The following is a 26,870-nucleotide window of genomic DNA, read 5'->3' as shown; positions in this document are numbered from 1 at the left end:
CACTACAAGCTCTTTGGCTTCATACCTTATAACGCTCTATGAAGGCTTTACGCGACAATCCTGTCGCTTCCAATGCTGTGGTTATTGCCTTCGAAACTCGACCATTCATCGCAATGCTATAAGTTATCCCCTCATACTCAACATTCGCACGTTCATACTGTCCAGTATTAGGCCAGAATGATGCCCCTCGAATATCACTATAACCAACGACTCCTAACATAGTGTTGGCAGTCTCGAAAAGATTTAGATAACTCTGTTTGATACTATCCAGTTGCTCTACTGCCTTCTGAAATAGCGGATTACTAACAAAATTTGAAGAGTCTTCACCTTCAATGTCTTTTGAATCATTAGTGGAATACTCGATAGTAAAAGCCCAAAAAGGTTTTCTGTTGACTCCACCAAACACTAGCCATTCATCTTTATTATGACACTTTATCTTTATAGTTATACATCCATCCGTCTTGTCAATAATAATACTTTCGATAATCGAGCTAATAATTTTCCTTATTTTGTTTCTGTCAGCATCCTCCATATTTGTAAACACCGACCACTGAATAAGCATCAGGAAATCAGTAATATCTACTTCTAAAGATCCTTTACCTTTCAATGAATGTAAGCGTTCTTTCAATTTATCAACTTCCAGAACAGCCTTTTTACGTTCTAAATCAAACGCATTTAGTTGAACTGCTAACTCACTTACCTCAGGAGCAATAGCTATTGCTTTCGCCATGTTTGATATGCGTGATTCCAGATCAGTTATCAATGTTGCTTTTCTACTGATTTCTTCTTCTATAGCAGTAGTGTCAATACCATCCTTGCGACTCTTGTCCATGTAACCTATCAGTAGTGAAATCATGGTACAGTGTTCAACCAATTGTGCTGATATAGACCAGCCAGAACAGTTTTTTTGTAAGTGAACCCCATTCGTACAAATGTAGCGAGCACTACCATGATTCATAAATGAATGCATAGTCCCACCACACTTACTACACCGCAACACCTGTAGCCCTGACAACAACTTGATTTCTTCTGTTTTGTCTTTCTTAGCCTTGTAGTTGTTTTGCTGCTTACGTTCAGCCAGGGTTAAAAACTCTGCTTCATCTTTACATAACCACGGGTAGTAGTTATCCAATTTGTAAGTTGCACCAGCGACATTGATAGTTCTTTCCCCAATCAAGGCATGGTTATCACGCATTTTCTTTAATACCTGATAATCCCACTCCTTACCCTTCAAACCATTTGGATACTTATCATCTAGATGTCGCTTTACTGTGTATATGCCATCACCTGCCAAAAACATTTCTATAGCTTCACGTGCGATGCTCCAGTAAACAGGATGTTTTTTGACAGCTTCATATTGCGAACCAGAATCATCTATCCAAAACGGATGGCGGCCAACGGACTTAATGTTTACTGGCAATCCTTCTTTATGACGTTCGACCAAAGCAACAACATTGCCTACAGTCCTGTTAGATTTCGTTTCTGACTCTTCATTGCCACGGATGAACATCAGAATAGAAATCATCAGATCAATAGGGTTTTGCTTGATGGATTTACTGTTATAAACCTTCCGATCCATTCCTGTGACAATCGTTAACCCTAAACCTATCAACTCAAGGAATAAACGCAGTGCTTCATCTACCTGATCACGTGAAAGGCGGTCAAGGTTCTCGCAGTAAAGCCAGGAGTCAGAAGGTATAGCATTGTTTTTAACGGCGTCTATGAAGTCGCCCAACTTCCCCGCCCTGTTCTTTCCGCGAAAAGCACTTACGCCAGGCTCTAAAATTTCAACCATTTCAAGGCCAGCTTCCTCGGCATAGGCTTTCGCTGCCGCTACCTGCCTGTTTCTAGTTGTACCTTTATCCTGGCGATCACTTGACCACCTGATATAGCTATAAAGTTGCGGCATCTATATAATCCCCGGCATTGTGAGCAACTGATTGTACAAAAAAATGTCTAAGATTGGATTTATATCATTAGGGTGCCCGAAAAACCTCGTGGACTCAGAACGCATCCTGACCGAACTGCGTACCGAAGGTTATGACGTGGTCCCCACCTACGACAATGCCGATATGGTTATCGTCAACACCTGCGGCTTTATCGACAGCGCCGTTCAGGAGTCTCTGGAAGCCATTGGCGAAGCGTTAAAAGAAAATGGCAAAGTAATTGTGACCGGCTGCCTGGGCGCGAAAGAAGACCAGATTCGCGAAGTGCATCCGAAAGTACTGGAGATAACCGGGCCGCACAGCTATGAACAGGTTCTGCAGCATGTCCACCACTATACGCCGAAGCCTAAACACAACCCGTTCCTGAGCCTGGTGCCGGAACAGGGCGTGAAGCTCACGCCGCGTCATTACGCCTACCTGAAAATTTCCGAAGGCTGTAACCATCGCTGCACCTTCTGCATTATCCCGTCGATGCGTGGCGATCTCGTCAGCCGTCCAATTGGTGAAGTGCTGTCCGAGGCCAAACGCCTGGCCGATGCCGGCGTCAAAGAGCTGCTGGTCATCTCTCAGGATACCTCCGCCTACGGTGTCGATGTGAAGCACCGTACCGGCTTCCACGACGGCGCGCCGGTTAAAACCAGCATGGTCAGCCTGTGCGAAGAGCTGGCTAAACTGGGTATCTGGGTCCGTCTGCACTACGTCTACCCGTACCCGCACGTCGATGACGTCATTCCACTGATGGCGGAAGGTAAAATTCTGCCGTATCTGGATATCCCGCTGCAGCATGCCAGCCCGCGCATTCTGAAACTGATGAAACGCCCGGGTTCTGCCGACCGTCAGCTGGCGCGCATTAAGCAGTGGCGTGAAATCTGCCCTGACCTGACCCTGCGTTCAACCTTTATCGTTGGCTTCCCGGGCGAAACGGAAGAAGATTTCCAGATGCTGCTCGACTTCCTGAAAGAGGCTCGCCTTGACCGCGTTGGCTGCTTTAAGTACAGCCCGGTCGAAGGGGCGACCGCTAACGAGCTGGCGGATCAGGTGCCTGAAGAGGTGAAAGAAGAGCGCTGGAACCGCTTTATGCAGCTGCAGCAGCAGATCTCCGCCGAACGCCTGCAGGAGAAGGTCGGCCGCGAGATCACGGTGCTGATCGATGAAGTGGACGAAGAAGGCGCCATTGGCCGCAGTATGGCCGATGCTCCGGAAATCGACGGTGCGGTCTACCTGAACGGCGAAACGAAGGTCAAACCTGGCGACGTAGTCCGTGTGAAAGTCGAACACGCCGACGAATACGATCTGTGGGGCAGCCGGGTTTAATTCCACCCTCTGATCGTATCCCGGACGGCGGCGCTAACGCACCAGTCCGGGCGACAAAACCGCACTAATCCGTAGCCCCGGTAAGCGACAGCGCCACCGGGGAATAGCACGTTATCCCTTTAGCTTCGGATCCAGCGCATCACGCAGACCGTCTCCCAGCAGGTTAAACGCCAGCACCGTCAGGAAAATCGCAATCGCCGGGAACAGCGCCACGTGCGGGGCCATCACCATATCCGCCCGCGCTTCATTGAGCATTGCTCCCCATTCCGGAGTCGGCGGCTGCGCCCCGAGCCCCAGGAAAGAGAGACTGGCGGCGGAGATAATCGACACCCCGATACGCATGGTGAAATAGACCACGATCGACGATACCGTACCGGGCAAAATATGACTGAACAGGATCGTCATATCGCTGGCGCCGATGCTGCGCGCCGATTCAATAAAGGTCTGCTGCTTGAGCACCAGGGTGTTACCGCGCACCAGGCGGGCAAACGCCGGGATCGAAAAGATCGCCACCGCAATGATCACATTCGACATGCCGCTGCCCATCACCGCCACCACGGCAATCGCCAGCAGGATCCCCGGGAAGGCGAACAGCACATCGCAGATGCGCATAATGATGCGATCCCACCAGCCTTCATAATACCCGGCCAGCAGACCGAGCACGGTACCGATCGCCGCGCCGATCAGCACCGCCAGCACGCCGGCGGCCAGCGAAATCTGCGCTCCCACCAACACCCGGCTAAAAATATCGCGCCCGAGCGAATCCACCCCAAACCAGTGCATCATCGACGGGCCGTCGTTGAGCCGGTCATAATCAAAATAGTTTTCCGCATCGAACGGCGCTATCCACGGTGCCGCGAGAGCAACTGCAATCAGCAGCAGGACAAATACACCGGCGCCCATCGCCACCGGCTGACGACGAAATCGCCGCCAGAACTCACGCCACGGCGTGCGTATTTGTCCGGGCTTAACTCCCGGCATGGCGTTAATAACCGCCTCTCTTCTCCAGTTGAGCAATCGCACCTTACTTGTACCTGATAGCCGGGTTAATGGCGGCGTACAGAACATCCACCACTAAATTGATAAGAATAAATTCCAGCGAAAAGAGGAGGACTTCCGCCTGAATAACCGGATAGTCGCGCATCTCCACCGAATCCACCAGCAGCCGTCCAAGACCTGGCCAGTTAAAGACCTTCTCGACCACGATCGACCCACCGAGCAAAAAACCGAACTGCAGTCCCATCATGGTCACCACCGGGATCATGGCGTTGCGCAGACCGTGTTTCAGCACCACCCGGGTCTCACTGACCCCTTTGGCGCGCGCCGTGCGCATATAATCTTCGTGCAGAACATCAACAAATGAGGCGCGGGTAAAACGAGCCATCACCGCGGCAACGGCGGCCCCCAGCGTCAGGGAGGGCAAAATATAGTGCCGCCAGCTGTCGGCACCCACCGTCGGCAGCCAGCCCAGTTCCACCGAGAAGACCTGCATCAGCAGCATACCGAGCGCGAAAGCCGGAAACGAAATACCGGTCACCGCCAGCGCCATCCCCAGGCGGTCAGGCCAGCGATTGCGCCACACGGCCGCCACAATGCCCGCCGCCATGCCGAAGATCACCGCCCAGCTCATGCTGGCGAGGGTCAGCCACAACGTCGGCATAAAGCGGCTGGCTATTTCGCTGCTGACCGGACGGCGCGACGCCATCGAGGTGCCGAAATCGCCCTGCAATACGCTGGTGATATAGTGCCAGAACTGCACATGCAGCGGCTGGTCGAGCCCCAGTTGCTGGCGCACCATCGCCACCACCTGCGCATCGGCCTCTGGCCCGGCAATCAGCCGCGCCGGATCGCCAGGCAACATATGCACGAACAGGAACACCAGCACGGCCACAATCAGCAGCGTGGGAATCAGCCCCAGCAGACGCTTAATCACATAATTGAGCATCGTCCCCCCTCGCCCGGAGGCGCGAATGAAAAGCGGAGCCGCTCGCGCCATCTTCCTCTCCCGCTGCGGGAGAGGAGCAGAGTATCCTCCATCACTGGGTTAAATCCGCCTGGTCGAAGCTGAACCCGGTATCCGGCTGGATATAGAAACCGGTCAGATTTTTGCTGTGCGCCGAGACCAGTTTTTCCACCACCAGCGGCACCCACGGGGACTCTTTCCAGATAGTCTCCTGCGCCTCTTTATAGAGCCGCGTTTTTTCCTTCACGTCGGTGGTTTTCAGCGCATCCGTCAGATCTTTATCCACCTGCGGATTACCATAAAACGCGGTGTTGAACAGGGTCGGCGGCCAGTTTTGCGAAGCAAACAGCGGTGACAGCGCCCAGTCAGCTTCGCCGGTTGAAGCCGACCAGCCGGTGTAGAACATCCGCACCCCGCTCTCTTTCTGTCCTTTACCCTCGACTTCCGCCGCACGCTGCCCGGCATCCATGGCCGTCAGCTGGGCCTTAATCCCCACCTGCGCCAGCTGCTGCTGGGTGAACTGCAGCACTTTCTGCGCGGTACTGTGGTTATGCGACGACCACAGCGTGGTGCTGAAACCGTTAGGGAAACCGGCCTCTTTCAGCAGCTCGCGGGCTTTCGCCGGGTCATACGGCCACGGTTTAAAGCTTTCGGCATAGGCAATAGACGGCGGTACGACGCCGGTGGCCGGTGTCGCATAGCCAGCGAACGCCACTTTGACCAGCGCCTGGCGGTTGATCGCGTAGTTGATCGCTTCACGTACTTTCGGGTTATCGAACGGTTTTTGCGTCACGTTCATGCTGATGTAACGCTGCATGATAGACGGGCTGGCCACCAGCTCCAGCTTGCTGTTTTTCTCCAGCAGCGGCGCCTGCTCATACGGGATGGGGAAAGCGAACTGCGCTTCTCCGGTTTGCAGCATCGCCGCACGAGTGTTGTTATCCACCACCGGACGCCAGGTGATCGAGTCCAGCTTCGGTAGACCCGGCTGCCAGTAACCGGCAAACTTCGTCACCTTCACGAAATCGGTTTGATTCCAGGTGTCCAGCTTATACGGCCCGGTTCCCACAGGATGGAAGCCAATCTCTTTGCCGTACTTTTTCAGCGCCGCCGGAGAGATCATCGCCGTGGCCGGGTGGGCCAGGATATTGATGAACGCGGAGAACGGCTGCTTCAGAGTAATTTTGACCGTCGTCGGATCGAGCGCTTCGGTACTGGCGATATTTTTATACAGGTTGTAGCGCTTGAGATGATTATCAGGATTGCTGGCGCGGTCGAGGTTGACCTTCACCGCCTCGGCGTTAAAGTCGCTGCCGTCCTGGAACTTCACCCCGGAATGGAGTTTGATGGTGTAAACCAGTCCGTCCGGCGAAATGGTATAGCTCTCCGCCAGCACGTTTTGCAGCTTCATCTCTTTATCCAGGCCAAACAGCCCTTGATAGAACGATTTGGCGACGGCCTGGGACAGGGTGTCATTGGCATCATACGGGTCGAGGGTCGTAAAGTTAGAACCGACCGCCACGACCACATCTTTCGCGGCAAAAGCCGGGCTTGCCGCCAGCGCTGACGTGACGACCAGCGCCAGCAACCCTTTGCGTAATACACGTTGTGTCATGTTGTTCTCCTGAAAGGCTGTATTGTTGGTGTCGTTGTTATCTTCCCAGCACGTCGGCGACGGGTTCCCTGGCGACAAAATGGCCCGGCCCCACCTGTTGTAACGGCATGCTGCTAACCTCGGCGCCCCGCTTATAGATATTGCCCGGCAGTTCGTCAGAGAGCAGTACGCGCTGCGGATGACGATGCGTCGGGTCGGCAACCGGTACGGCGGCCATCAATTTGCGGGTATAAGGGTGCTGCGGGTTTTCAAACACGGCGCGCCGCGGGCCTATCTCGACAATTCGCCCACGATACATCACCGCCACGCGATGGCTGATGCGTTCAACCACCGCCATATCGTGTGAAATAAACAGGAATGCGATGCCCATTTCGCGCTGTAAATCGAGCAGCAGATTAATAATCTGCGCGCGGATTGAAACATCCAGCGCTGACACGGCCTCGTCGGCAATCACCACTTTCGGATTGAGCGCCAGCGCGCGGGCGATACAAATACGCTGGCGCTGGCCGCCGGAAAACTCGTGCGGATAGCGCCAGGCATGCTCCGGTTGCAAACCGACCCTCTCCAGCAGCCAGGCGACGCGCGCGCGGGCGGCATCGCCCTCCGGCATGCCGTGTACGCGCAGCGGCTCCATAATCGAATAGCCCACGGTTTGTCGCGGGTCGAGCGACGCAAACGGATCCTGGAAAATAAACTGAATATCGCGGCGCAGCGCCTGGAGTTTGCTGTTTGCCAGCGTATCAATCCGCTCGCCGTTAAAAACGATGGTTCCGCCCTGCGTCGCCACCAGCCGGAGCAAGGCCCGGCCGGTCGTTGACTTCCCGCAACCGGATTCGCCGACCAAAGAGAGCGTCTCCCCTGGCCACAGATCGAAGCTCACCTTCTCCACCGCATGGACTTCACGGGTGACGCGATTCAGAATGCCGCTGCGCAGCGGGAAGCGCGCCACCAGGTCACGCACTTTAAGAATCGGCTCACCGGCGATGACGGTCTTCTGTTCCTCCTCATCGGGGACAGCTTGCTCTGGTAACGGAAAATGGCGCGGCAGATCGCTGCCGCGCATCGACCCGAGCCGCGGAACCGCGGCCAGCAGCGCCCGGGTATAGGGATGCTGCGGCGCACGGAAGATCTCCTCCACCGTGCCGCTTTCCACCGCTTCTCCGCGGTACATCACCAGTACCCGATCGGCGATATCGGCGACCACCCCCATATCGTGAGTAATAAAAATCACCCCCATCGCCATCTCTTTTTGCAGCACGGCAATGAGCTGAAGAATCTGAGCCTGAATCGTCACATCCAGCGCCGTGGTGGGCTCATCGGCAATCAGCACCGCAGGACGGCAGGACAGCGCCATCGCGATCATTACCCGCTGACGCATCCCGCCGGAGAGCTGATGGGGATAGCGCGAAAGCATCGTTTCCGCCTCGGGGATCCTGACCTGATCGAGCATTTTCTTCGCTTCGCGCAGCGCCGCATCATGCCCCAGCCCCTGGTGCAAACGAATAGATTCGGCAATCTGCTCTCCGATAGTAAACACCGGGTTTAGCGAGGTCATCGGCTCCTGGAAAATCATCGCCATGTCCGCCCCGCGTACGCTGCGCATCCCCGCTGCTGACTGTTCACTCAGGGAGACCACCTGACGGTTGCGGCGGCGCAGCCACAGCGCTTCGCTGCTGACCTCGCTTACCGCCCGATCGAGCAGGCGCATCAGCGCCAGCGCGGTCACGGATTTTCCCGAACCCGATTCACCGACGATGGCTAACGTTTCGCCCCGTCGCAGGGTAAACGACAGCTGCCGCACCGCGGAAAACGTCTCCTGCTCCTGGCGAAACGCCACGTTCAGATCGCGTACCACCAGAACATCATCGGCGTCGATTTCTTGACTCTGCGGCAACCTGCTTCCCCTTATTCCCGATAAATACCAATCGTCGGCGTATCCCCGGCGTAACACCAGGCCCGATACATGCCTTCGCTGTTAAACGGCAGAACCACGTTGCCTTCTCTGTCAATGGCGATCAGGCCGCCGCTGCCGCCGAGCGCCGGCAGTTTTTCCATCACCACCCGCTCACAGGCCTCATACAGGCTGAGATTGCCATACTCCATCAACGCCGCAATATCGTAGGCCGCGAGCGTGCGCATAAACACTTCGCCGGTTCCGGTGCAGGAGACCGCGACGCTGGCGTTATTGGCATAGCAGCCGGCCCCCGGTAACGGGCTGTCGCCGACGCGCCCGGGGAGCTTATTGGTCATGCCGCCGGTCGAGGTCGCCGCCGCCAGATTACCGGCCAAATCCAGCGCCACCGCCCCGACGGTCCCCATCTTATGGCGCTCATCGAGCGGCGCGGCGCGATGATCGAGCACAATCTCATTGTCGGCCTGGGCCTGTTGGAGCTGAAGTAAACGTTCAGTGGTCGAAAACAGATGGTTCTCGACCCGTTCCATACCATGGGAGACGACAAACGCTTCGGCCCCCTCGCCGATCAGCAGCACGTGTGGGCTTTGTTCCAGCACCAGGCGCGCGGCCAATACCGGATTACGTACATGTTTGACCCCGGCAACCGCCCCGGCCTGCAGCCGGTTGCCGTCCATGACGCAGGCATCCAGTTCATGGGTTGCATCGCGGGTAAAGACCGATCCGATCCCCGCGTTAAACAGCGGGCACTCCTCGAGCAGTCGCACCGCTTCCGTCACCGTATCCAGCGCGCTGGCGCCTGCCGCCAGCATTTTTTGCCCGCTATCGACGATCGCCGAAAGCGCCGCCACGTACTGTCGTTCACGTTCCGGCGTCAGGGCAGAGCGCGTAATCGCCCCCGCCCCGCCATGAATTGCTATCACCGCCTTGCCCATTCAGCGATCCTTTACCGATAAAGTGTCTTGATACATCCTGCAAACCGCTCCTGACTGGCGACGGATAACCCGCTCTTTTCCAGGTGTATTGCCCTGCGGCTTCGATGTATTCAGGATGATTTTATGTATAAATATCATTATCGTGCTGACTGTCCTATACAATTTTTGAATATAGAAAGCGCGGAGTGCGGTGTAAACCCTGTACCGTGGAGGCATATAGCCGTCAGCGCTTTTCTGTCATAATAGGTGTTTTCGATGTTTTGCCCGCAGGAGAACCTCATGGATTTTACCGCCGGACTGATGCCGCTCGACACAGCCCTGACTCAGATGCTCAATCGAATTACACCGCTCAGCGCGGTGGAAACCGTCCCGCTGTTGCAGGCCTTTTCGCGCGTAACCGCCCATGATCTCATTTCACCGCTGGACGTCCCGGGTTTTGATAACTCGGCGATGGACGGTTATGCCGTACGTCTGGCCGACCTCGCCGACGGCGCGGCGCTGCCGGTTGCGGGTAAAGCGTTCGCCGGACAGCCGTTCCACGATGCCTGGCCTGCGGGAAGCTGTATTCGCATCATGACCGGAGCGCCAGTTCCGCCAGGCTGCGACGCGGTAGTGATGCAGGAAGAGACCGAGCAGACCGCAGAGGGCATCCGCTTCGTCGCGCCGGTCAACGCCGGGCAGAACATTCGCCGCCGTGGGGAAGATATCGCCGATGGCGCCGTCGTCTTTCCGGCAGGCACCCCGCTGACCGTCGCCGAACTACCGGTGCTCGCCTCGCTGGGGATTGCCCAGGTGGCAGTGGTGCGCAAAGTGCGCGTCGCGGTCTTCTCGACCGGGGATGAACTGCAGCTGCCGGGCCAGCCGCTGGGCGACGGGCAAATTTACGATACCAACCGCCTCGCCGTTCACCTGATGCTTGAGCAACTGGGCTGCGAGGTGATTAACCTTGGCATTATTCCTGACGATCCGGATCGACTGCGCGAGGCGTTTATCGAGGCCGACCGGCAGGCCGACGTGGTCATCAGCTCCGGCGGCGTCTCCGTCGGGGAAGCGGACTACACCAAAGAGATACTCGAAGAGCTGGGCGAAATCGGCTTCTGGAAGCTGGCCATCAAGCCGGGCAAACCTTTTGCCTTCGGAAAACTGACTAACAGCTGGTTCTGCGGCCTGCCGGGTAATCCGGTTTCCGCCACCCTCACCTTCTATCAGCTGGTGCAGCCGCTGCTGGCAAAACTGGGGGGCAACGGCGGCCAGGCGCAGCCGATGCGCCTGCGCGTTCGCGCCGCGACGCGGCTGAAGAAATCACCGGGCCGTCTCGACTTCCAGCGCGGCGTGCTGCGACGCAATCCGGACGGTGAGCTGGTGGTTGAATCGACCGGTCATCAGGGGTCGCACATCTTCAGTTCGTTCAGTCTCGGCAACTGTTTTATCGTCCTCGAACGTGAACGCGGCGCCGTTGAAGCGGGTGAATGGGTTGAAGTCGAGCCCTTTAACCATCTGTTCGGGGGGCTGTAATGGCGGTTGAACTCAGCGATGAGGAGATGCTGCGCTACAACCGGCAAATCATCCTGCGCGGTTTCGACTTTGATGGTCAGGAGCAGCTGAAAGCCTCGCGGGTGCTGGTGGTTGGCCTGGGTGGGCTCGGCTGCGCGGCTGCGCAGTATCTGGCGGCGGCGGGCGTCGGTCAGCTCACGCTGCTGGATTTTGACACCGTGTCGCTCTCCAATCTGCAGCGTCAGACGCTGCACAGCGATGCGACCCTCGGCCAACCGAAGGTCGACTCCGCGCGCGACGCGCTGGCGCGTATCAACCCGCACGTGCAGCTCGCGACGCTGAATGCTTTGCTGGAAGAGCAGGCCTTGTGGGCGCAGATCGCCGCCCACGATCTGGTGCTCGACTGCACCGATAACGTCGCAATCCGCAACCAGCTTAACGCGGGCTGTTTCCGGCATAAAACGCCGCTGGTTTCCGGTGCGGCAATTCGCATGGAAGGCCAGATCAGCGTTTTTACCTGGCAGGAGGGTGAGCCATGCTATCGCTGTCTGAGCCGTCTGTTCGGCGACAACGCCCTCACCTGCGTGGAGGCGGGCGTGATGGCGCCGCTGGTGGGTGTCATCGGCGCGTTACAGGCGATGGAAGCGATTAAAGTACTCAGCCGCTACGGCGCGCCGGCGGCAGGCAAAATCGTCATGTACGACGCGATGACCTGTCAGTTTCGTGAAATGAAGCTGCCGCGTAATCCGCAGTGCGAGGTGTGCGCCAGCCGCTAACCCCCCACCGGCGGCGACCGTCGCCGGCTAATCTGTGACCCGCTACACCTTTCCCTCCTCTCCCCGGGCGTATCCGTTCTGCTTGTTGATTTGCATCAAGGCAACCTTCATTCGAAAGTAATTTAATCTTCATATGCAAAAAGAGGGCTCAACATGATCTTCAACATTCAGCGCTATTCAACCCACGACGGCCCGGGGATTCGCACCGTCGTATTCCTTAAAGGCTGCTCACTGGGTTGCCGCTGGTGTCAGAATCCGGAAAGTCGCTCCCGCACGGCGGATCTGCTGTATGACGCCCGGCTGTGTCTCGACGGCTGCGATCTGTGTCAGCAGGCGGCGCCGGAGGTGATAACCCGCAAGCTGGATGGCCTGATTATCCATCGTGAAAAGCTCACCGATGACCACTATGCGCGGCTGCGCGAATGCTGCCCGACCACCGCACTCACCGTCTGCGGCGAAGAGCAGCCCGTGGAGGAGATTATGGCGACGGTACTGCGCGATAAACCGTTCTACGAGCGCAGCGGCGGCGGGGTTACCCTCTCAGGCGGTGAGCCGTTTATGAATCCTGAGCTGGCGCAGCAGCTGTTTCAGGCCTGTCATGAAGCCGGTATTCACACCGCCGTCGAAACCTGTCTGCACGTGCCGTGGAAATACGTGGCGCCTTCGCTGCCGTGGGTAGATCTGTTTCTCGCCGATCTTAAGCATGTGAACGAAGCGATTTTCAACCAGTGGACGGATGGCAGCGCCCGCCGGGTGCTGGATAACCTGCAACGCGTTGCGCAGGCCGGCAAAAAAATCATCATCCGCGTCCCGCTGATTCAGGGATTTAATGCCGATGAAGCCGCCATTACCGCCATCACCGATTTTGCCGCCGACCGTCTGAAGGTCGAGGAGATTCACTTCCTGCCGTACCACACGCTGGGAATGAACAAATATCAGTTACTCAGTCAGCCCTATACCGCTCCGGACAAACCGCTTGCTGCACCCGAGCTGCTCGCCTTCGCGCAGCACTATGCTCAGAGCAAAGGTTTAACGGCTACTTTACGAGGATAAACTCATGACTACCCTGAAACTGGATACGCTGAGCGCTCGCATTCAGGCGCATAAAATGGCGCTGGTACATATCGTTAAGCCGCCGGTATGCACCGAGCGCGCGCAGCATTATACCGCAGCTTATCAGCAGCATCTGGATAAGCCGATCCCGGTACGTCGCGCGCTGGCGCTGGCCCATCACCTGGCGGAGCGGACTATCTGGATCAAACACGACGAGCTGATCGTCGGCAACCAGGCAAGCGAAGTCCGCGCCGCGCCGATCTTCCCGGAATATACCGTCAGCTGGATTGAAAAAGAGATCGATGATCTGGCCGATCGTCCGGGGGCCGGTTTCGCCGTCAGCGAAGAGAACAAGCGGGTGCTGCACGAGATCTGCCCGTGGTGGCGTGGACAGACCGTTCAGGATCGCTGCTACGGGATGTTTACCGATGAACAAAAAGCGCTGCTGGCCACCGGCATTATTAAAGCGGAAGGCAATATGACCTCCGGCGACGCCCACCTTGCGGTCAACTATCCGCTGCTGCTGGAAAAAGGGCTCGACGGCATGCGCGCCAAAGTGGCCGAGCGCCGTTCACGCATCAACCTTACGGTGCTGGAAGATTTGCACGGCGAGCAGTTCCTGAAAGCCATTGATATCGTGCTGGAAGCGGTGAGCGCACACTGCCAACGCTTTGCCGAACTGGCCCGTACCATGGCTGCCGCCGAGACACGCGAAACGCGCCGCGACGAACTGCTGGCCATCGCCGAAAACTGCGACCTCATCGCCCATGAACCGCCAAAAACGTTCTGGCAGGCGCTGCAGCTGTGCTACTTCATCCAGTTGATTTTGCAAATTGAATCCAACGGCCACTCGGTTTCCTTCGGGCGTATGGATCAGTACCTCTATCCCTACTACCGTCGCGACGTCGAGCTGCAGCAATCGCTGGCGCGCGAACAAGCGATTGAGCTGCTGCACAGCTGCTGGCTGAAGCTGCTGGAAGTGAACAAAATCCGCTCCGGCTCGCACTCGAAAGCCTCCGCGGGCAGCCCGCTGTACCAGAACGTGACCATCGGCGGCCAGAACCTGGTCGACGGCCACGCGCAGGATGCGGTGAACCCGCTCTCCTATGCGATTCTCGAATCCTGCGGCCGTCTGCGCTCCACCCAGCCGAACCTCAGCGTGCGCTACCACGCCGGCATGAGTAATGACTTCCTTGACGCCTGCGTACAGGTCATTCGCTGCGGCTTCGGGATGCCGGCGTTCAATAACGACGAAATCGTTATTCCGGAATTCATCAAACTCGGCATCGAACCACAGGATGCCTACGACTACGCGGCCATCGGCTGCATCGAAACCGCCGTCGGCGGCAAGTGGGGCTATCGCTGCACCGGGATGAGCTTTATCAACTTCGCCCGCGTGATGCTCGCCGCCCTGGAAGGCGGTCGCGATGCTACCAGCGGTCAGGTGTTCCTGCCGCAAGAACATGCGCTGTCGAAAGGCAATTTCACCCGCTTCGAGCAGGTGCTGGAAGACTGGGATACCCAGATTCGCTACTACACGCGCAAATCGATAGAGATTGAGTACGTCGTCGATACCATGCTGGAAGAGAACGTCCACGACATTCTGTGCTCGGCGCTGGTGGATGATTGCATCGAGCGGGCGAAGAGCATCAAACAAGGCGGCGCCAAATACGATTGGGTTTCCGGACTGCAGGTCGGTATTGCCAACCTCGGCAACAGCCTGGTCGCCGTGAAAAAGCTGGTGTTTGAGCAGGGGGCAATCGGTCAGCAGCAGCTGGCAAAAGCGCTAGCGGAAGACTTTGCTGGCCTGACCCACGAGCAGCTGCGTCAGCGCTTAATCAACGGCGCGCCGAAGTACGGTAATGATGATGACAGCGTGGATACCCTGCTGGCGCGCGCGTACCAGACCTATATCGATGAGCTGAAGCAGTACCACAACCCGCGCTATGGCCGCGGTCCAATCGGCGGCAACTACTACGCCGGCACGTCGTCCATCTCTGCTAACGTGCCGTTTGGCGCCCAGACGATGGCCACGCCGGACGGACGTAAGGCGCATTCGCCGCTGGCGGAAGGCGCCAGCCCGGCTTCCGGGACTGACCATCTGGGGCCGACGGCGGTCATCAGCTCCGTCGGCAAACTGCCGACCGGTTCGATTCTCGGGGGGGTGCTGCTTAACCAGAAGCTCAACCCGGCGACGCTGGAGAACGAGTCCGATAAACAGAAACTGATGGTGCTACTGCGTACCTTCTTCGAAGTGCATAAAGGCTGGCATATCCAGTACAACATCGTGTCGCGGGAGACGCTGCTGGAAGCGAAAAAGCACCCTGACCAGTATCGTGATTTAGTGGTCCGCGTGGCGGGATACTCGGCGTTCTTTACCGCCCTGTCGCCGGATGCCCAGGACGATATCATCGCCCGTACCGAGCATACGCTGTAAGTAAAACCCCCGGCTGGCGCTGCGCTTAGCCGGGCTACGGATTCACCGCTCGCTGTGTGACGGTAGCCCGGGTAAGGCGTTTACGCCGCCACCCGGGGATGAGAGCATCGCCCGTACCGGGCATACGCCGCAAGTAACCCCCCCGGCTGGCGCTGCGCTTAGCCGGGCTACGGGTTCACAGCTCGCTGTGTGACGGTATCCCGGGTAAGGCGTTTACGCCGCGACCCGGGGACGAGAGCATCGCCCGTACCGGGCATACGCCGCAAGTAACCCCCCCGGCTGGCGCTGCGCTTAGCCGGGCTACGGGCTCACAGCTCGCTGTGTGACGCTAGCCCGGGTAAGGCGTTTACGCCGCCACCCGGGGACGAGAGCATCACCCGTACCGGGCATACGCTGTAAGTAAAACCCCCGGCTGACGCTGCGCTTAGCCGGGCTACGGGTTCACAGCTCTCTGTGTGACGGTAGCCCGGGTAAGGCGTTTACGCCGCCACCCGGGGACGAGAGCATCGCCCGTACCGGGCATACGCTGTAAGTAAAACCCCCGGCTGGCGCTGCGCTTAGCCGGGCTACGGGCTCACAGCTCGCTGTGTGACGGTAGCCCGGGTAAGGCGTTTACGCCGCCACCCGGGGATTTTCTCCTGCACATAAGGGAACGCAAACTTTCATTCGAAATAAATTTGTGCTTCAGGTCACATTGTAATTAGAATGTTACTGGTCGAAGTTAGCCAGGAGCATTTGTTATGACCGTTAAAGTTATCGTCACCGATATGGACGGAACTTTTCTCAATGACGCCAAGCAGTACGATCGCCCGCGTTTTCTCGCGCAGTTCGCGCAACTTCAGCAGCAGGGTATTGAATTTGTTGTCGCCAGCGGCAACCAGTACTATCAGCTGATCTCTTTTTTCCCGGAAATTCGCGAGCAGATCTCTTTTGTCGCCGAGAACGGTGCGCTGGTGTACGAACACGGCCAACAGCTGTTCCACGGCGAGCTGACCCGTCATGAATCCCAGGTGGTGATTGGCGAGCTGCTGAAAGACAGCCAGCTGAACTTCGTCGCCTGTGGCCTGGAGAGCGCCTACGTCAGCGACAACGCACCCGACGCTTTCGTCGCCCTGATGGCAAAACACTATCATCGCCTGCAGCGAATCAGCGATTATCAGAACATTAACGACACCCTGTTCAAATTCTCGCTAAATCTGCCGGATAGCGATATCCCGCAGCTTATCGATAAACTGCACGTTTCACTCGATGGCATCATGAAGCCGGTGACCAGCGGTTTCGGCTTCGTTGATTTAATCATTCCCGGCCTGCATAAAGCGAACGGCATCAGCCGCCTGCTCAAACGCTGGCAGCTCTCGCCGCAGGAGTGCGTCGCCATCGGCGACAGCGGCAACGATGCAGAAATGCTGAAGCTGGTGAAATACGCCTTCGCCATGGGTAACGCCGCCGAAAGCATCAAAGCTATCGCCGATTACACGACTGACGACAACAACCATCACGGCGCGCTGAAGGTCATTCAGGCCGTTCTCGATAAGACGCCGCCCTTCTCCTGCTGACCGCTGACCGGGGCGCCCTGCCCCGGTTTTTCCATTTTGTGCGCCTCCTCTAAGTTTTAAACTTGCATTAACTTAAATTTAACTTAAATTAACGTTTGTAAGATTTAATACTTTCGAATGAAAGCTAAAAGCTGAGTGAGGTCACCATGGCTGCTATCTACACCCACGAAACATTACCCGCCGACCACAAAGCGGCGATCCGCCAAATGAAACAGCATCTGCGTGCACAAATCGGCGATGTGCAGGCGGTATTCGATCGCCTCACTGCAAAGATTACCGCTCGCCTGGAAGAGATTGAGGCGCTGAAAGCCCGCGGCGAGGATGTCTGGCCGGTGATCCCGTTCAACGATATCGCGCAAGGGAAAGTCAGCGAGGCCCAGCGCGAGGCCATTAAGCGCCGCGGCTGCGCGGTAATCAAAGGTCACTTCTCGCGCGAACGGGCGCTGGCCTGGGATAACGCGATGCTTGAATATCTCGACCGTAACCATTTCGACGATGTCTACAAAGGCCCTGGCGACACCTTCTTCGGCTCACTTGACGCTTCGCGCCCGGAGATTTACCCGATTTACTGGTCACAGGCGCAGATGCAGGCGCGTCAGAGCGATGAGATGGCGGCCGTGCAGTCCTTCCTCAACCGCCTGTGGACCTTTAACCATGACGGCAAGCAGTGGTTCGACCCGGACGTGAGCGTTATCTATCCGGATCGCATCCGCCGTCGCCCGCCGGGAACCACCTCGAAAGGGTTGGGAGCGCATACCGATTCCGGCGCGCTGGAGCGCTGGCTGCTGCCGGCCTATCAGCGCGTCTTCGCCAACGTCTTCAACGGCAATATTGATGCCTATGACCCGTGGAATGCCGCGCACCGTACCGAAGTCGAAGAGTACACCGTCGACAACACGACCAAGTGCTCGGTCTTCCGTACTTTCCAGGGCTGGACCGCGCTCTCGGATATGATTCCCGATCAGGGGCTGCTGCACGTGGTGCCGATTCCGGAGGCGATGGCGTATATCCTGCTGCGCCCGCTGCTGGACGATGTGCCGGACGATGAGCTGTGCGGCGTGGCGCCGGGGAAAGTGCTGCCGGTTTCCGAGAAATGGCATCCGCTGCTGATCAAAGCGCTCAGTTCAATCCCGGCGCTCAATGCCGGCGATTCGGTGTGGTGGCACTGCGATGTGATTCATTCGGTGGCGCCGGTGGAAAACCAGCAGGGCTGGGGCAATGTGATGTACATTCCCGCTGCGCCAATGTGCGAGAAAAACCTCGCCTACGCGCAGAAGGTCAAGCTGGCGTTGGAAAACGGCGCTTCGCCGGGGGACTTCCCCCGTGAAGACTATGAGGCCGACTGGCAGGAGCGCTTTACCCTGGACGATCTCAATATTCATGGTAAACGGGCGCTGGGTATCGCCGTCTAGTCGTCGTAGAGCCCTGCCTGCACAACCGTGGTAAGGCGGTTACCGGAACGGATCCGCCTTACCGAATCCCGTACCACCAGCGTACCGTGCAGCAGCAGCGAGCCGCGCGGCGCATCCGGGCGAATCAACCGCTGCTGAAGCAGATGTACCGCTTCCGTGCCCAGCTCGTCGCGCGGGACGTGGACAGCGGTCAGCGGCACATCCTGAATGGCGGCGAGGTTGAAACCGTCGATACTCATCACCGAAATATCCTGCGGCACCCGCAGCCCGCGCTTTTGCAGCGCGCTCACCGTCCCGGCGACCATAAAATCTCCGCCGACCAAAAATGCCGTTGGCAGCGATTTACCCGCCCGCGCGTCAAGCCATTCGCCCACCCGCTCTTCGCTGTCCCTGGCGCTAAAGCTGGCGACCGTAAGCAGATCACGCCCATCGGTAAAATGCAGGTTGCGCATCCGCCAGGCCTCTTTGATACCGGCCAGCCGCAGGTCCATCGTGTAACGCCGCAGGCACATCACATTCAGCACCGCCCGATGCCCCATATCAAACAGATACTGCGCGGCAAACTGGCCAATCAGCCGGTGATCCGGCGCAATGGAGGAGAGGCGCATCGCTTCGTCGCGGCAGTTGATCAGCACGCAGGGTTTCGCCAGATCTACCGCCAGATCGTGAATATGCGGATCGTCAATTCCCAGCAGGATCGCCGCTTCGGTTTCCGGTTCGTTCATGCGGGCCAGGAACTGATTGGCATCGCTGTCATTCTCTTCCAGCGCGCAGGTTCGCAGGCGCACCTCATGAGCGGCCAGCGCATGGTGGATACTTTGAATAACCCGGTAGTAATAGATATCAGAACGCTCATCAAACGCCCGCTGCGGCGCAAAGACGACCAGGCTGTTGAGCAGCATACGCCCGGCGGCGATGCCCTCCAGCACCCCCATGTCGCGCGCACACGTCAGCACGGCCCGCCGGGCCTTCTCACTGGTGTTCGCTTTTCCTGCCAGCACTCTGGAAACCGTGCTCGCCGACATCCCCGTCCGGCTGGCGATCTCGGCTATTTTGAGCTTTTTGTCCATTTTGTGATCCAGCTCCACCTTCAAAATGAAAGAATTTTCATCACCGACAAAGCCAGATTATCAAGTAAATGTTTGCCTCTTCAGTGAGCATTTCGTCATCTTATGAAAAAACTTTCATAAATAACGCTACTGCCCGCCGTTTTTCTCGCCTAACCTGAATTGGTCCGATAACTTCCATACTAGTTACCCGGATATAAGAACAAATAAAACAATATTATTCAAACCATTACAGGAACCGGTATGACAACTCGTGGTGCGAGCCGGTCATTACCCTACATTAAAAATCTTGTGGAGAGTTCTATGAGTCAAGGCCTCAACAACGATATCGCCGCCAGCAAATCCCGGCGGGTGATAAAGAATTTACGCTGGTGGATGCTGGTCCTTTTTTTACTCGGCGTCACCGTCAACTACATCACACGTAACTCTCTGGGGATTATCGCCCCGGAGCTGAAGGTCTCGCTCGGCATTACCACCGAACAGTATTCGTGGATTGTCGGCGCTTTTCAGTTGGCCTACACCCTTTTCCAGCCGCTGTGCGGCTGGCTTATCGACGTCATCGGCCTGAAGCTCGGCTTTATGATTTGCGCCACGCTGTGGGCCATTGCCTGTATCGCTCACGCCGGTGCCGGTAGCTGGCTGCACCTGGCCATCCTGCGCTTCTTCATGGGCGGTGCGGAAGCCGCCGCCACGCCGGCAAACGCCAAAACCATCGGTGAATGGTTCCCGAAATCGGAACGTCCAATCGCCGCCGGTTGGGCCGGCGTCGGCTTCTCGATTGGCGCGATGCTGGCGCCGCCGATTATCTACTTCGCCCACGCCTCTTTCGGCTGGCAGGGCGCGTTTATGTTCACCGGCGTGCTGGCGTTGCTGTGGGTCGTGCTGTGGTGGGCGCTTTATCACAACCCTGAAAAACACCCGAACCTCGACAAAAGCGAGCTGGCGTTCATTCGCCAGGACAACGAGCCGGCGGCCGTTAAGCTGCCGTTCTTCACCGCCTTAAAAACCGTCTCGAAAAACAAGCGCTTTTACGGTATCGCGATTCCGGCGTTCATGGCTGAACCGGCCTGGGCGGTGCTGAGCTTTTGGGTCCCGCTGTACCTCGCTAAAGAGCACGGCATGGATCTGAAACAAATTGCCATGTTCGCCTGGCTGCCGTTTCTTGCCGCCGACCTCGGCAGCGTCGTCAGCGGCTATCTGACCAGACTGTATACCCGCTGGTTCGGCTATACCCGGGTTAACGCCGTCGTCGCCAGTTCGGTGACCGGCGCCTTTTTGATGATTTCGCTGGCCCTCGTTGCCATCACCCGCGACCCCTATATCACCATCGTGCTGATCTCCATCGGCGGCTTCGGCCACCAGATCATCTCCTGCATGCTGAGCGCGCTGGTGGTGGAGTCGTTTGATAAAGGCCAGATGGCAACGGTCAACGGGATGCGCGGTTCCGCAGCCTGGATTGCCAGCTTCCTGTTCTCGCTATTAATCGGGGTGACCGCCGACAAAATTGGCTTCAACCCGCTGTTTATCGCCATGGGGTTCTTTGACCTGATTGGCGCCATCTTCCTGGTGGCATTTATTGCTGAACGTCGCGCCAAACGCGCCTGAGAGTGGATACAAAGATGAAAACGCTGAAACACTGGACATTGCACCAACGCTTGGCTCATCACGTTGAGTTAACTATCGACGGGCAGCACACGCTGTGCCTGTATGTACTGGAAGAGAACCTGTTCCGCGTCCTGCTTAAGCGCAAAGGTCAGCTGGCGCTGGACCGTACCTGGAGCATTGCACCGCAGCAGGACGTGCCGTGGGAAGGCCGCCCTCGTGAGGATCTGAGCGGCTTTAGCCTGCCCGCGTGGACGCTTGAACAACATGCTGAGAGCCTGACGGTCGCCACCGGGCAGCTGCGTGTCACCGTCCACCAACCGCTGTGGCTGGAGTGGAGCTATCGTCATGACGACGGCGAATGGCTCCCGCTGGTCAATGACCGCCCCACCAGCGCCTATCTGCTCAACGCCCACGGCGACGGCGCGGCGCACTATCTGAGCCGCCGCAAGGACGAACGATTTTATGGCCTTGGCGAGAAGGCCGGCGATCTTCAGCGCAACGGTAAACGCTATGAAATGCGTAATCTCGACGCGATGGGCTATAACGCCGTCAGTACCGACCCGCTGTACAAGCATATCCCCTTTACCCTTACCCAGCGTAGCGACATCAGCTATGGCCTGTTCTACGATAATCTGAGCAGCTGCTGGCTGGATCTGGGCAATGAAATTGATAACTACCACACCGCCTATCGCCGCTGGCAGGCGGAAGCGGGCGATATCGATTACTACCTGTTCACCGGCCGACGGGCGCTGGATGTCACCAAAGCATTTGTTCGCCTGACCGGTAAAACGCTGTTCGGGCCGAAATGGAGTCTCGGCTACAGCGGCTCCACCATGCATTACACCGACGCGCCGGATGCGCAAAATCAGCTGATGAACTTTATCCGTCTGTGTGAAGCGCATGCGATTCCCTGCGACTCTTTCCAGCTCTCTTCCGGCTATACCTCGATCAACGGTAAGCGCTACGTGTTTAACTGGAACTACGACAAGGTGCCGCAGCCAAAAGTGATGACTCAGCGCTTCCATGACGCCGGCATTAAGCTGGCGGCCAATATTAAACCCTGTCTGTTGCAGGACCATCCGCGCTATAGCGAAGTGGCGGAAAAAGGGTTATTCATTCGCGACTCGGAGACCGACGCGCCGGAACGCTCCAGCTTCTGGGATGACGAAGGGTCGCACCTTGACTTCACAAATCCCCACACCGTCGCCTGGTGGCAGGACGGCGTTACCCACCAACTGCTGGAGATGGGCATCGATTCCACCTGGAATGATAATAACGAATTTGAAGTCTGGGATGGCGAAGCCCGCTGTCACGGCTTTGGCCAGAGCATCGCCATCAAGCATATTCGCCCGGTGATGCCGCTGCTGATGATGCGCGCCTCAATGGAAGCCCAGCAGCGTTTCGCGCCACAACAGCGACCGTATCTGATCTCCCGTTCCGGCTGTGCCGGAATGCAGCGCTATGTCCAGACCTGGAGCGGCGACAACCGCACCAGCTGGGAGACCCTGCGCTATAACACCCGCATGGGGCTGGGGATGAGTTTATCCGGCTTATATAACGTGGGCCACGACGTCGGCGGTTTTTCCGGTGATAAACCGGATGCCGAGCTGTTCGTACGTTGGGTGCAGAATGGCGTGATGCACCCGCGCTTTACCATCCATTCATGGAACGATGACCAGACGGTCAACGAGGCGTGGATGTATCCGGGCGTGACCCCGGCGATTCGCAGCGCGATAGAACTGCGCTATCGCCTGCTGCCCTATCTGTATACGCTCCTGTGGCAGGCCCACGCCGACGATGAGCCGATGCTGCGACCAACGTTCCTCGATCATGAACACGATCCGCAAACCTTTGAAGAGTGCGATGATTTCCTGCTGGGGCGCGATCTGCTGGTCGCCAGCGTCGTCGAACCAGACCAGCGTCAGCGCCGGGTGTGGTTGCCGGAAAACGGCTCCGGCTGGTACGATTTTTATAGCGGGGAGTGGTTCTCCGCTGGCCAGTGGATAACGCGAGATGCGCCGCTGGAACATCTGCCGCTGCTGGTCCGCGCCGGAGCCGGCCTGCCGCTCAGCGAACGCATCACCCATGTCAGCGCGACAAAAGACGATCGGCGCGAGCTGAAGCTGTTCCCGCTGAAAGGCGTGGGGTCGTCGCAGGGTCTGCTGTTTGAGGACGATGGCGAAAGCTGGGGCTATAAAGAGGATGATGCGCTGTGGCTGACGTGGGAGATGGTCTGTGACGCCAGCACCATCAGCCTGCAACTGACCCCTCGCGGCCGTTATTGCCCGGCCTGGGATACGCTGAAAGTGACTTTACCCGCCGGTGAAAAGCGCAAGCTGCGGATCAATGGTAAAGAAGCCGGTGAATGGCGTCTGAGGTAGTCCCGGTGCCCTTCCCTGGCGGGAGGGGCAGCGAATTGATGTCCAGTTGTAACTAACTACGCTACAACGGTAAGAACGCGTGGCGTTTTCGATGCGCCGGTTATACCGTAAGAGTGCCCCTTCCCCGGATCCGGACCTCTGACGATGAAAGTACTGAGCGCTCTTATTGTTTGGCTGACGTTATGTTCCACCAGCGCCCTGGCATTTCAGGAAAAACCCTCTCCTGAAATGCCGCTGCCCTCCGCCGCGGCCAAAACCACGGCCATCAGCCGCTTTGCCGCTGATGAAAACGATGCGGCGATCGCCCAGGCCTATAGCCCAGGGACATTTACCAGCGCCGCGCCAACCTACCGCGGTTTCCCGGCCCCTGCCGCCGCCGCGCATCACCACTAAGTTGCCCTGCCTCTTCGGTTCGTGCCGGGCGGCAGCTGTCGCATAGCTGCCCGGCTCATCAGGCCGTGCCGTCGGGCGGCCGCGCTCCCTCAAACCGCAGCGATCAGAAAACCAATCAGCACGCAGTACAGCACCAGGCTCAGTAAAGTCAGAACAATAATCATTGCACGCTACCCCGTTCAGATTCAGAGAAGACGGGGTTCAGCCACGCAATCACTCAGCGAAAACGCGCTCATGGCCCCCTCCTGCAACAGATAATTCAGCGGCTATTTATTCACAGTATTGTGCAGGAAAGATGAGTAAATTAAGGGGGCTGAATGCATGGCGGATGGTAGCAGAGAGCTTCAGAGCAGGGCTGCTCTGAACAAGGTTATCCCGGCACGCAGGCGCGCCGGGATCGCAGGCACTTAGTTATCGATACCTTTGCTACGCAGGTAATCTTCGTAGTTACCGCTGAAGTCGATCACGCGCTCCGGCGTAATTTCGATCACGCGGGTTGCCAGCGAGCTGACGAACTCGCGGTCGTGAGAAACGAAGATCAGGGTCCCCTGATACATCTCCAGCGCCATGTTCAGCGATTCGATCGATTCCATATCCAGGTGGTTAGTCGGTTCGTCCATGACCAGGATGTTCGGCTTTTGCATCATCAGCTTACCGAACAGCATGCGACCTTTTTCACCACCGGACAGCACTTTAGCCGGCTTTTTAATATCGTCCTGGCTGAACAGCAGACGACCGAGGATGCTGCGCACCGCCTGCTCGTCATCACCGTCCTGCTTCCACTGGCTCATCCAGTCGAAGACGGTCAGATCGTTTTCAAACTCGTATTCGTGATCCTGCGCGTAGTAGCCAATCTGCGCGTTTTCAGACCATTTCACGCTGCCGCTGGTCGGTTCCAGTTCACCAACCAGGGTTTTCAGCAACGTGGATTTACCCACGCCGTTGGTCCCGAGCACGGCGAGCTTCTCACCGACTTCCAGCAGAAGATTGACCCCTTTGAACAACGGACCATTGTCAAAACCTTTCGCCAGCGCTTCCACTTCCAGCGCATTACGGAACAGCTTCTTATCCTGTTCAAAACGGATGAACGGGTTCTGACGGCTGGACGCTTTCACTTCATCCAGCTTAATTTTGTCAATCTGGCGGGCGCGGGAGGTCGCCTGGCGAGATTTTGAGGCGTTGGCGCTAAAGCGGCTGACGAAGGATTGCAGGTCGGCAATTTGCGCCTTTTTCTTGGCGTTGTCGGCCAGCAGGCGTTCGCGAGCCTGGGTCGCAGCGGTCATATACTCGTCGTAGTTGCCGGCATAAACGCGCAGTTCGCCGTAGTCGAGATCGGCCATATGGGTGCAGACCATGTTCAGGAAATGACGGTCGTGCGAAATGATAATCATGGTGCTGTCACGTTCGTTCAGCACCTGCTCCAGCCAGCGAATGGTGTCGATGTCCAGGTTGTTCGTCGGTTCATCGAGCAGCAGGATATCCGGGTTCGAAAACAGCGCCTGCGCCAGCAGTACACGCAGCTTCCAGCCTGGCGCCACTTCGCTCATCGGGCCGTAATGCTGTTCAACCGGGATCCCGACGCCGAGCAGCAGTTCACCGGCGCGCGCTTCGGCAGAATAGCCGTCCATTTCACCGTAAGTGACTTCCAGGTCGGCCACTTTGTAGCCGTCTTCTTCGCTCATTTCCGCCAGGGAATAGATGCGATCGCGCTCCTGTTTTACTTCCCACAGCTCGCCGTGGCCCATAATGACCGTATCCAGCACGGTGAATTCTTCAAAGGCGAACTGATCCTGACGCAGTTTACCGATACGTTCGTTCGGATCGAGAGAGACGTTACCCAACGTCGGCTCAAGATCGCCGCCGAGGATCTTCATAAAGGTGGATTTACCGCTACCGTTGGCGCCAATCAGGCCGTAACGGTTGCCGCCGCCAAATTTGACGGAGATGTTTTCGAACAGCGGCTTACTGCCAAACTGCATGGTGACGTTGCTGGATACTAGCACGGGGTTATCCTGAAAAAAGAGAATGAGAAGTGTGATACATCGGGCATTATGCCAGCAAAGCCATCACTTTTCACGGTTTGCAATAAAATCGCAGGCAGCGCCTGTGGTACGGTCTCTCTCATATTGCGCGATTCATTTAACCGATACATGATTTTTTCCCTTAATCTGGAAGGAACCTATGACCACCTACTCCCGCCATCCGGCATTCTTATCGCTTCAGGGCGGCATCAACTTTCGTGACCTCGGCGGCCTGCACACCGCCGACGGCCGCCGCGTGCGCCAGGGGAAACTCCTGCGCTCCGGCTCGTTACACCAGATGACCGACGAGGATCTGAGCCGCCTGGATAATCTGCCGGTGACCCGGGTCATTGATTACCGCGATCCGCACGAGGTCCAGCGCAGCCCCGACAGGTTGAATGGACGGATGCGTTATCTCAATGCGCCCGCCAATCCTCTGACGCCAGAGGTCGATGCCAAAGTCACGGAACTTAACGCCGCGACGCTCAATGCCATGAACGGCGAGAAATTTATGCTGCAGCTTTATCGTCAGTTACCCTTTAACAACGCCGCCTATCGCCAGCTTGCCGGCTGGTTGATACAGCCTGCTGACGGTGCGCTGTTGCAGCACTGTGCGGTGGGTAAAGATCGTACCGGCGTGGGCTGCGCGCTGACGCTGTTCGCCCTTGGCTGCGACACGCCGACGGTGATGGAGGAGTATCTCCTCACCCACGGTACGCTGAACCAGGTCGAAAGCGGGCTCCTTGGCCTGCTCGGCGATCAACTGACCCCCCGCGGACGGCAGAATCTGGCAGAAATCCTGACGGTACATGAGTCGTACCTCGCGGCGGCGCTATCGGCAATTCACGAGCGCTATACCAGCGTGGATGGATGGCTGGAACAGGAATATCAGCTGACGCCCGACGTGCGTGAAGCGCTGCGCTCACGCTTTCTCGAGGGGTAAATGCCGTTTTTTCCTGCCACGATTTACCGCAGAAATGAAAAACGGCG

General features: G+C 57.4%; 18 protein-coding genes and 1 pseudogene. 11 read left to right on the top strand and 8 right to left on the bottom strand.

Annotated features, from left to right (window positions below; translation table 11 throughout):
* Positions 1-19 precede the first annotated feature (19 nt).
* A complete protein-coding gene (locus MC50_RS16795) occupies positions 20-1,909 on the bottom strand; it encodes a recombinase family protein (RefSeq protein WP_072025002.1) in 1,890 nt (629 codons plus the stop codon).
* Positions 1,910-1,952: 43 nt separating this feature from the next.
* Here MC50_RS16795 and rimO point away from each other — a divergent pair, with 43 nt between their 5' ends.
* Entirely contained in the window at positions 1,953-3,260 is a 1,308-nt protein-coding gene (gene rimO / locus MC50_RS16790) for a 30S ribosomal protein S12 methylthiotransferase RimO (RefSeq protein ID WP_047664447.1), read from the top strand.
* Positions 3,261-3,371: 111 nt separating this feature from the next.
* On the opposite strand, the gene gsiD is transcribed toward rimO, so the two are convergent.
* The 5 genes and pseudogenes from gsiD to iaaA all read right to left on the bottom strand — a co-directional run bounded on the left by gsiD (position 3,372) and on the right by iaaA (position 9,685).
* Positions 3,372-4,283, bottom strand: coding sequence for a glutathione ABC transporter permease GsiD (gene gsiD / locus MC50_RS16785; protein WP_032688684.1), 912 nt, complete (start codon positions 4,281-4,283; stop codon positions 3,372-3,374).
* A 1-nt stretch (position 4,284) separates the two neighbouring features.
* Positions 4,285-5,205 (bottom strand): glutathione ABC transporter permease GsiC, encoded by a 921-nt coding sequence (gsiC, locus tag MC50_RS16780; RefSeq protein WP_015584828.1) that lies wholly within the window; start codon positions 5,203-5,205, stop codon positions 4,285-4,287.
* Positions 5,206-5,296: 91 nt separating this feature from the next.
* Complete coding sequence (gsiB, locus tag MC50_RS16775; protein ID WP_047664446.1) at positions 5,297-6,838, bottom strand: glutathione ABC transporter substrate-binding protein GsiB; 1,542 nt, start codon at positions 6,836-6,838, stop codon at positions 5,297-5,299.
* A 37-nt stretch (positions 6,839-6,875) separates the two neighbouring features.
* Positions 6,876-8,732 (bottom strand): glutathione ABC transporter ATP-binding protein GsiA, encoded by a 1,857-nt coding sequence (gene gsiA, locus MC50_RS16770; RefSeq protein ID WP_032688688.1) that lies wholly within the window; start codon positions 8,730-8,732, stop codon positions 6,876-6,878.
* Positions 8,701-9,685, bottom strand: a pseudogene (gene iaaA, locus MC50_RS16765) (beta-aspartyl-peptidase). The gene gsiA and the pseudogene iaaA overlap by 32 nt, the downstream one beginning before the upstream one ends.
* A gap of 279 nt (positions 9,686-9,964) precedes the next feature.
* Between iaaA and moeA the strand changes: the two are divergent.
* From moeA to MC50_RS16735, 6 genes are all read left to right on the top strand, one after another.
* The gene (moeA, locus tag MC50_RS16760) at positions 9,965-11,200 is read left to right on the top strand and encodes a molybdopterin molybdotransferase MoeA (RefSeq protein WP_032688690.1); all 1,236 of its coding nucleotides are present in this window, start codon (positions 9,965-9,967) and stop codon (positions 11,198-11,200) included.
* The gene (gene moeB, locus MC50_RS16755; RefSeq protein ID WP_032688691.1) at positions 11,200-11,955 is read left to right on the top strand and encodes a molybdopterin-synthase adenylyltransferase MoeB; all 756 of its coding nucleotides are present in this window, start codon (positions 11,200-11,202) and stop codon (positions 11,953-11,955) included. The genes moeA and moeB overlap by 1 nt, the downstream gene beginning before the upstream one ends.
* Positions 11,956-12,108: 153 nt before the next feature.
* On the top strand, positions 12,109-13,008 hold the full coding sequence (locus MC50_RS16750; protein WP_032688692.1) for a glycyl-radical enzyme activating protein: 900 nt from the start codon (positions 12,109-12,111) through the stop codon (positions 13,006-13,008).
* 4 nt (positions 13,009-13,012) lie between these two features.
* Complete coding sequence (locus tag MC50_RS16745) at positions 13,013-15,445, top strand: formate C-acetyltransferase/glycerol dehydratase family glycyl radical enzyme (RefSeq protein WP_032688693.1); 2,433 nt, start codon at positions 13,013-13,015, stop codon at positions 15,443-15,445.
* A 740-nt stretch (positions 15,446-16,185) separates the two neighbouring features.
* Positions 16,186-17,001: a Cof-type HAD-IIB family hydrolase gene (locus tag MC50_RS16740; protein ID WP_032688694.1), complete on the top strand. Its 816-nt coding sequence runs from the start codon at positions 16,186-16,188 to the stop codon at positions 16,999-17,001.
* A 146-nt stretch (positions 17,002-17,147) separates the two neighbouring features.
* On the top strand, positions 17,148-18,413 hold the full coding sequence (locus MC50_RS16735; protein WP_032700523.1) for a DUF1479 domain-containing protein: 1,266 nt from the start codon (positions 17,148-17,150) through the stop codon (positions 18,411-18,413).
* Here the strand turns inward: MC50_RS16735 and MC50_RS16730 are convergent.
* Entirely contained in the window at positions 18,410-19,483 is a 1,074-nt protein-coding gene (locus tag MC50_RS16730) for a LacI family DNA-binding transcriptional regulator (RefSeq protein WP_032688696.1), read from the bottom strand. The genes MC50_RS16735 and MC50_RS16730 overlap by 4 nt on opposite strands.
* A 300-nt stretch (positions 19,484-19,783) precedes the next feature.
* Here MC50_RS16730 and MC50_RS16725 point away from each other — a divergent pair, with 300 nt between their 5' ends.
* From MC50_RS16725 to MC50_RS16715, 3 genes are all read left to right on the top strand, one after another.
* On the top strand, positions 19,784-21,085 hold the full coding sequence (locus tag MC50_RS16725; protein WP_047664441.1) for an MFS transporter: 1,302 nt from the start codon (positions 19,784-19,786) through the stop codon (positions 21,083-21,085).
* 14 nt (positions 21,086-21,099) lie between these two features.
* A complete protein-coding gene (locus tag MC50_RS16720) occupies positions 21,100-23,466 on the top strand; it encodes a glycoside hydrolase family 31 protein (RefSeq protein WP_047664438.1) in 2,367 nt (788 codons plus the stop codon).
* A gap of 144 nt (positions 23,467-23,610) precedes the next feature.
* Complete coding sequence (locus MC50_RS16715) at positions 23,611-23,859, top strand: hypothetical protein (RefSeq protein ID WP_032697677.1); 249 nt, start codon at positions 23,611-23,613, stop codon at positions 23,857-23,859.
* Between the two features lie 407 nt (positions 23,860-24,266).
* Here MC50_RS16715 and MC50_RS16710 read toward each other — a convergent pair whose 3' ends face one another.
* Positions 24,267-25,862, bottom strand: a complete 1,596-nt coding sequence (locus MC50_RS16710) for an ABC-F family ATPase (RefSeq protein ID WP_004859854.1) — start codon at positions 25,860-25,862, stop codon at positions 24,267-24,269.
* 178 nt (positions 25,863-26,040) lie between these two features.
* Here MC50_RS16710 and MC50_RS16705 point away from each other — a divergent pair, with 178 nt between their 5' ends.
* A complete protein-coding gene (locus MC50_RS16705; RefSeq protein WP_047664436.1) occupies positions 26,041-26,823 on the top strand; it encodes a tyrosine-protein phosphatase in 783 nt (260 codons plus the stop codon).
* Positions 26,824-26,870: the final 47 nt, after the last annotated feature.

Source organism: Klebsiella planticola (assembly GCF_000783935.2).
Taxonomy (GTDB): Bacteria; Pseudomonadota; Gammaproteobacteria; order Enterobacterales; family Enterobacteriaceae; genus Klebsiella; species Klebsiella planticola.
This window is presented reverse-complemented; position numbering and strand designations above follow the sequence as displayed.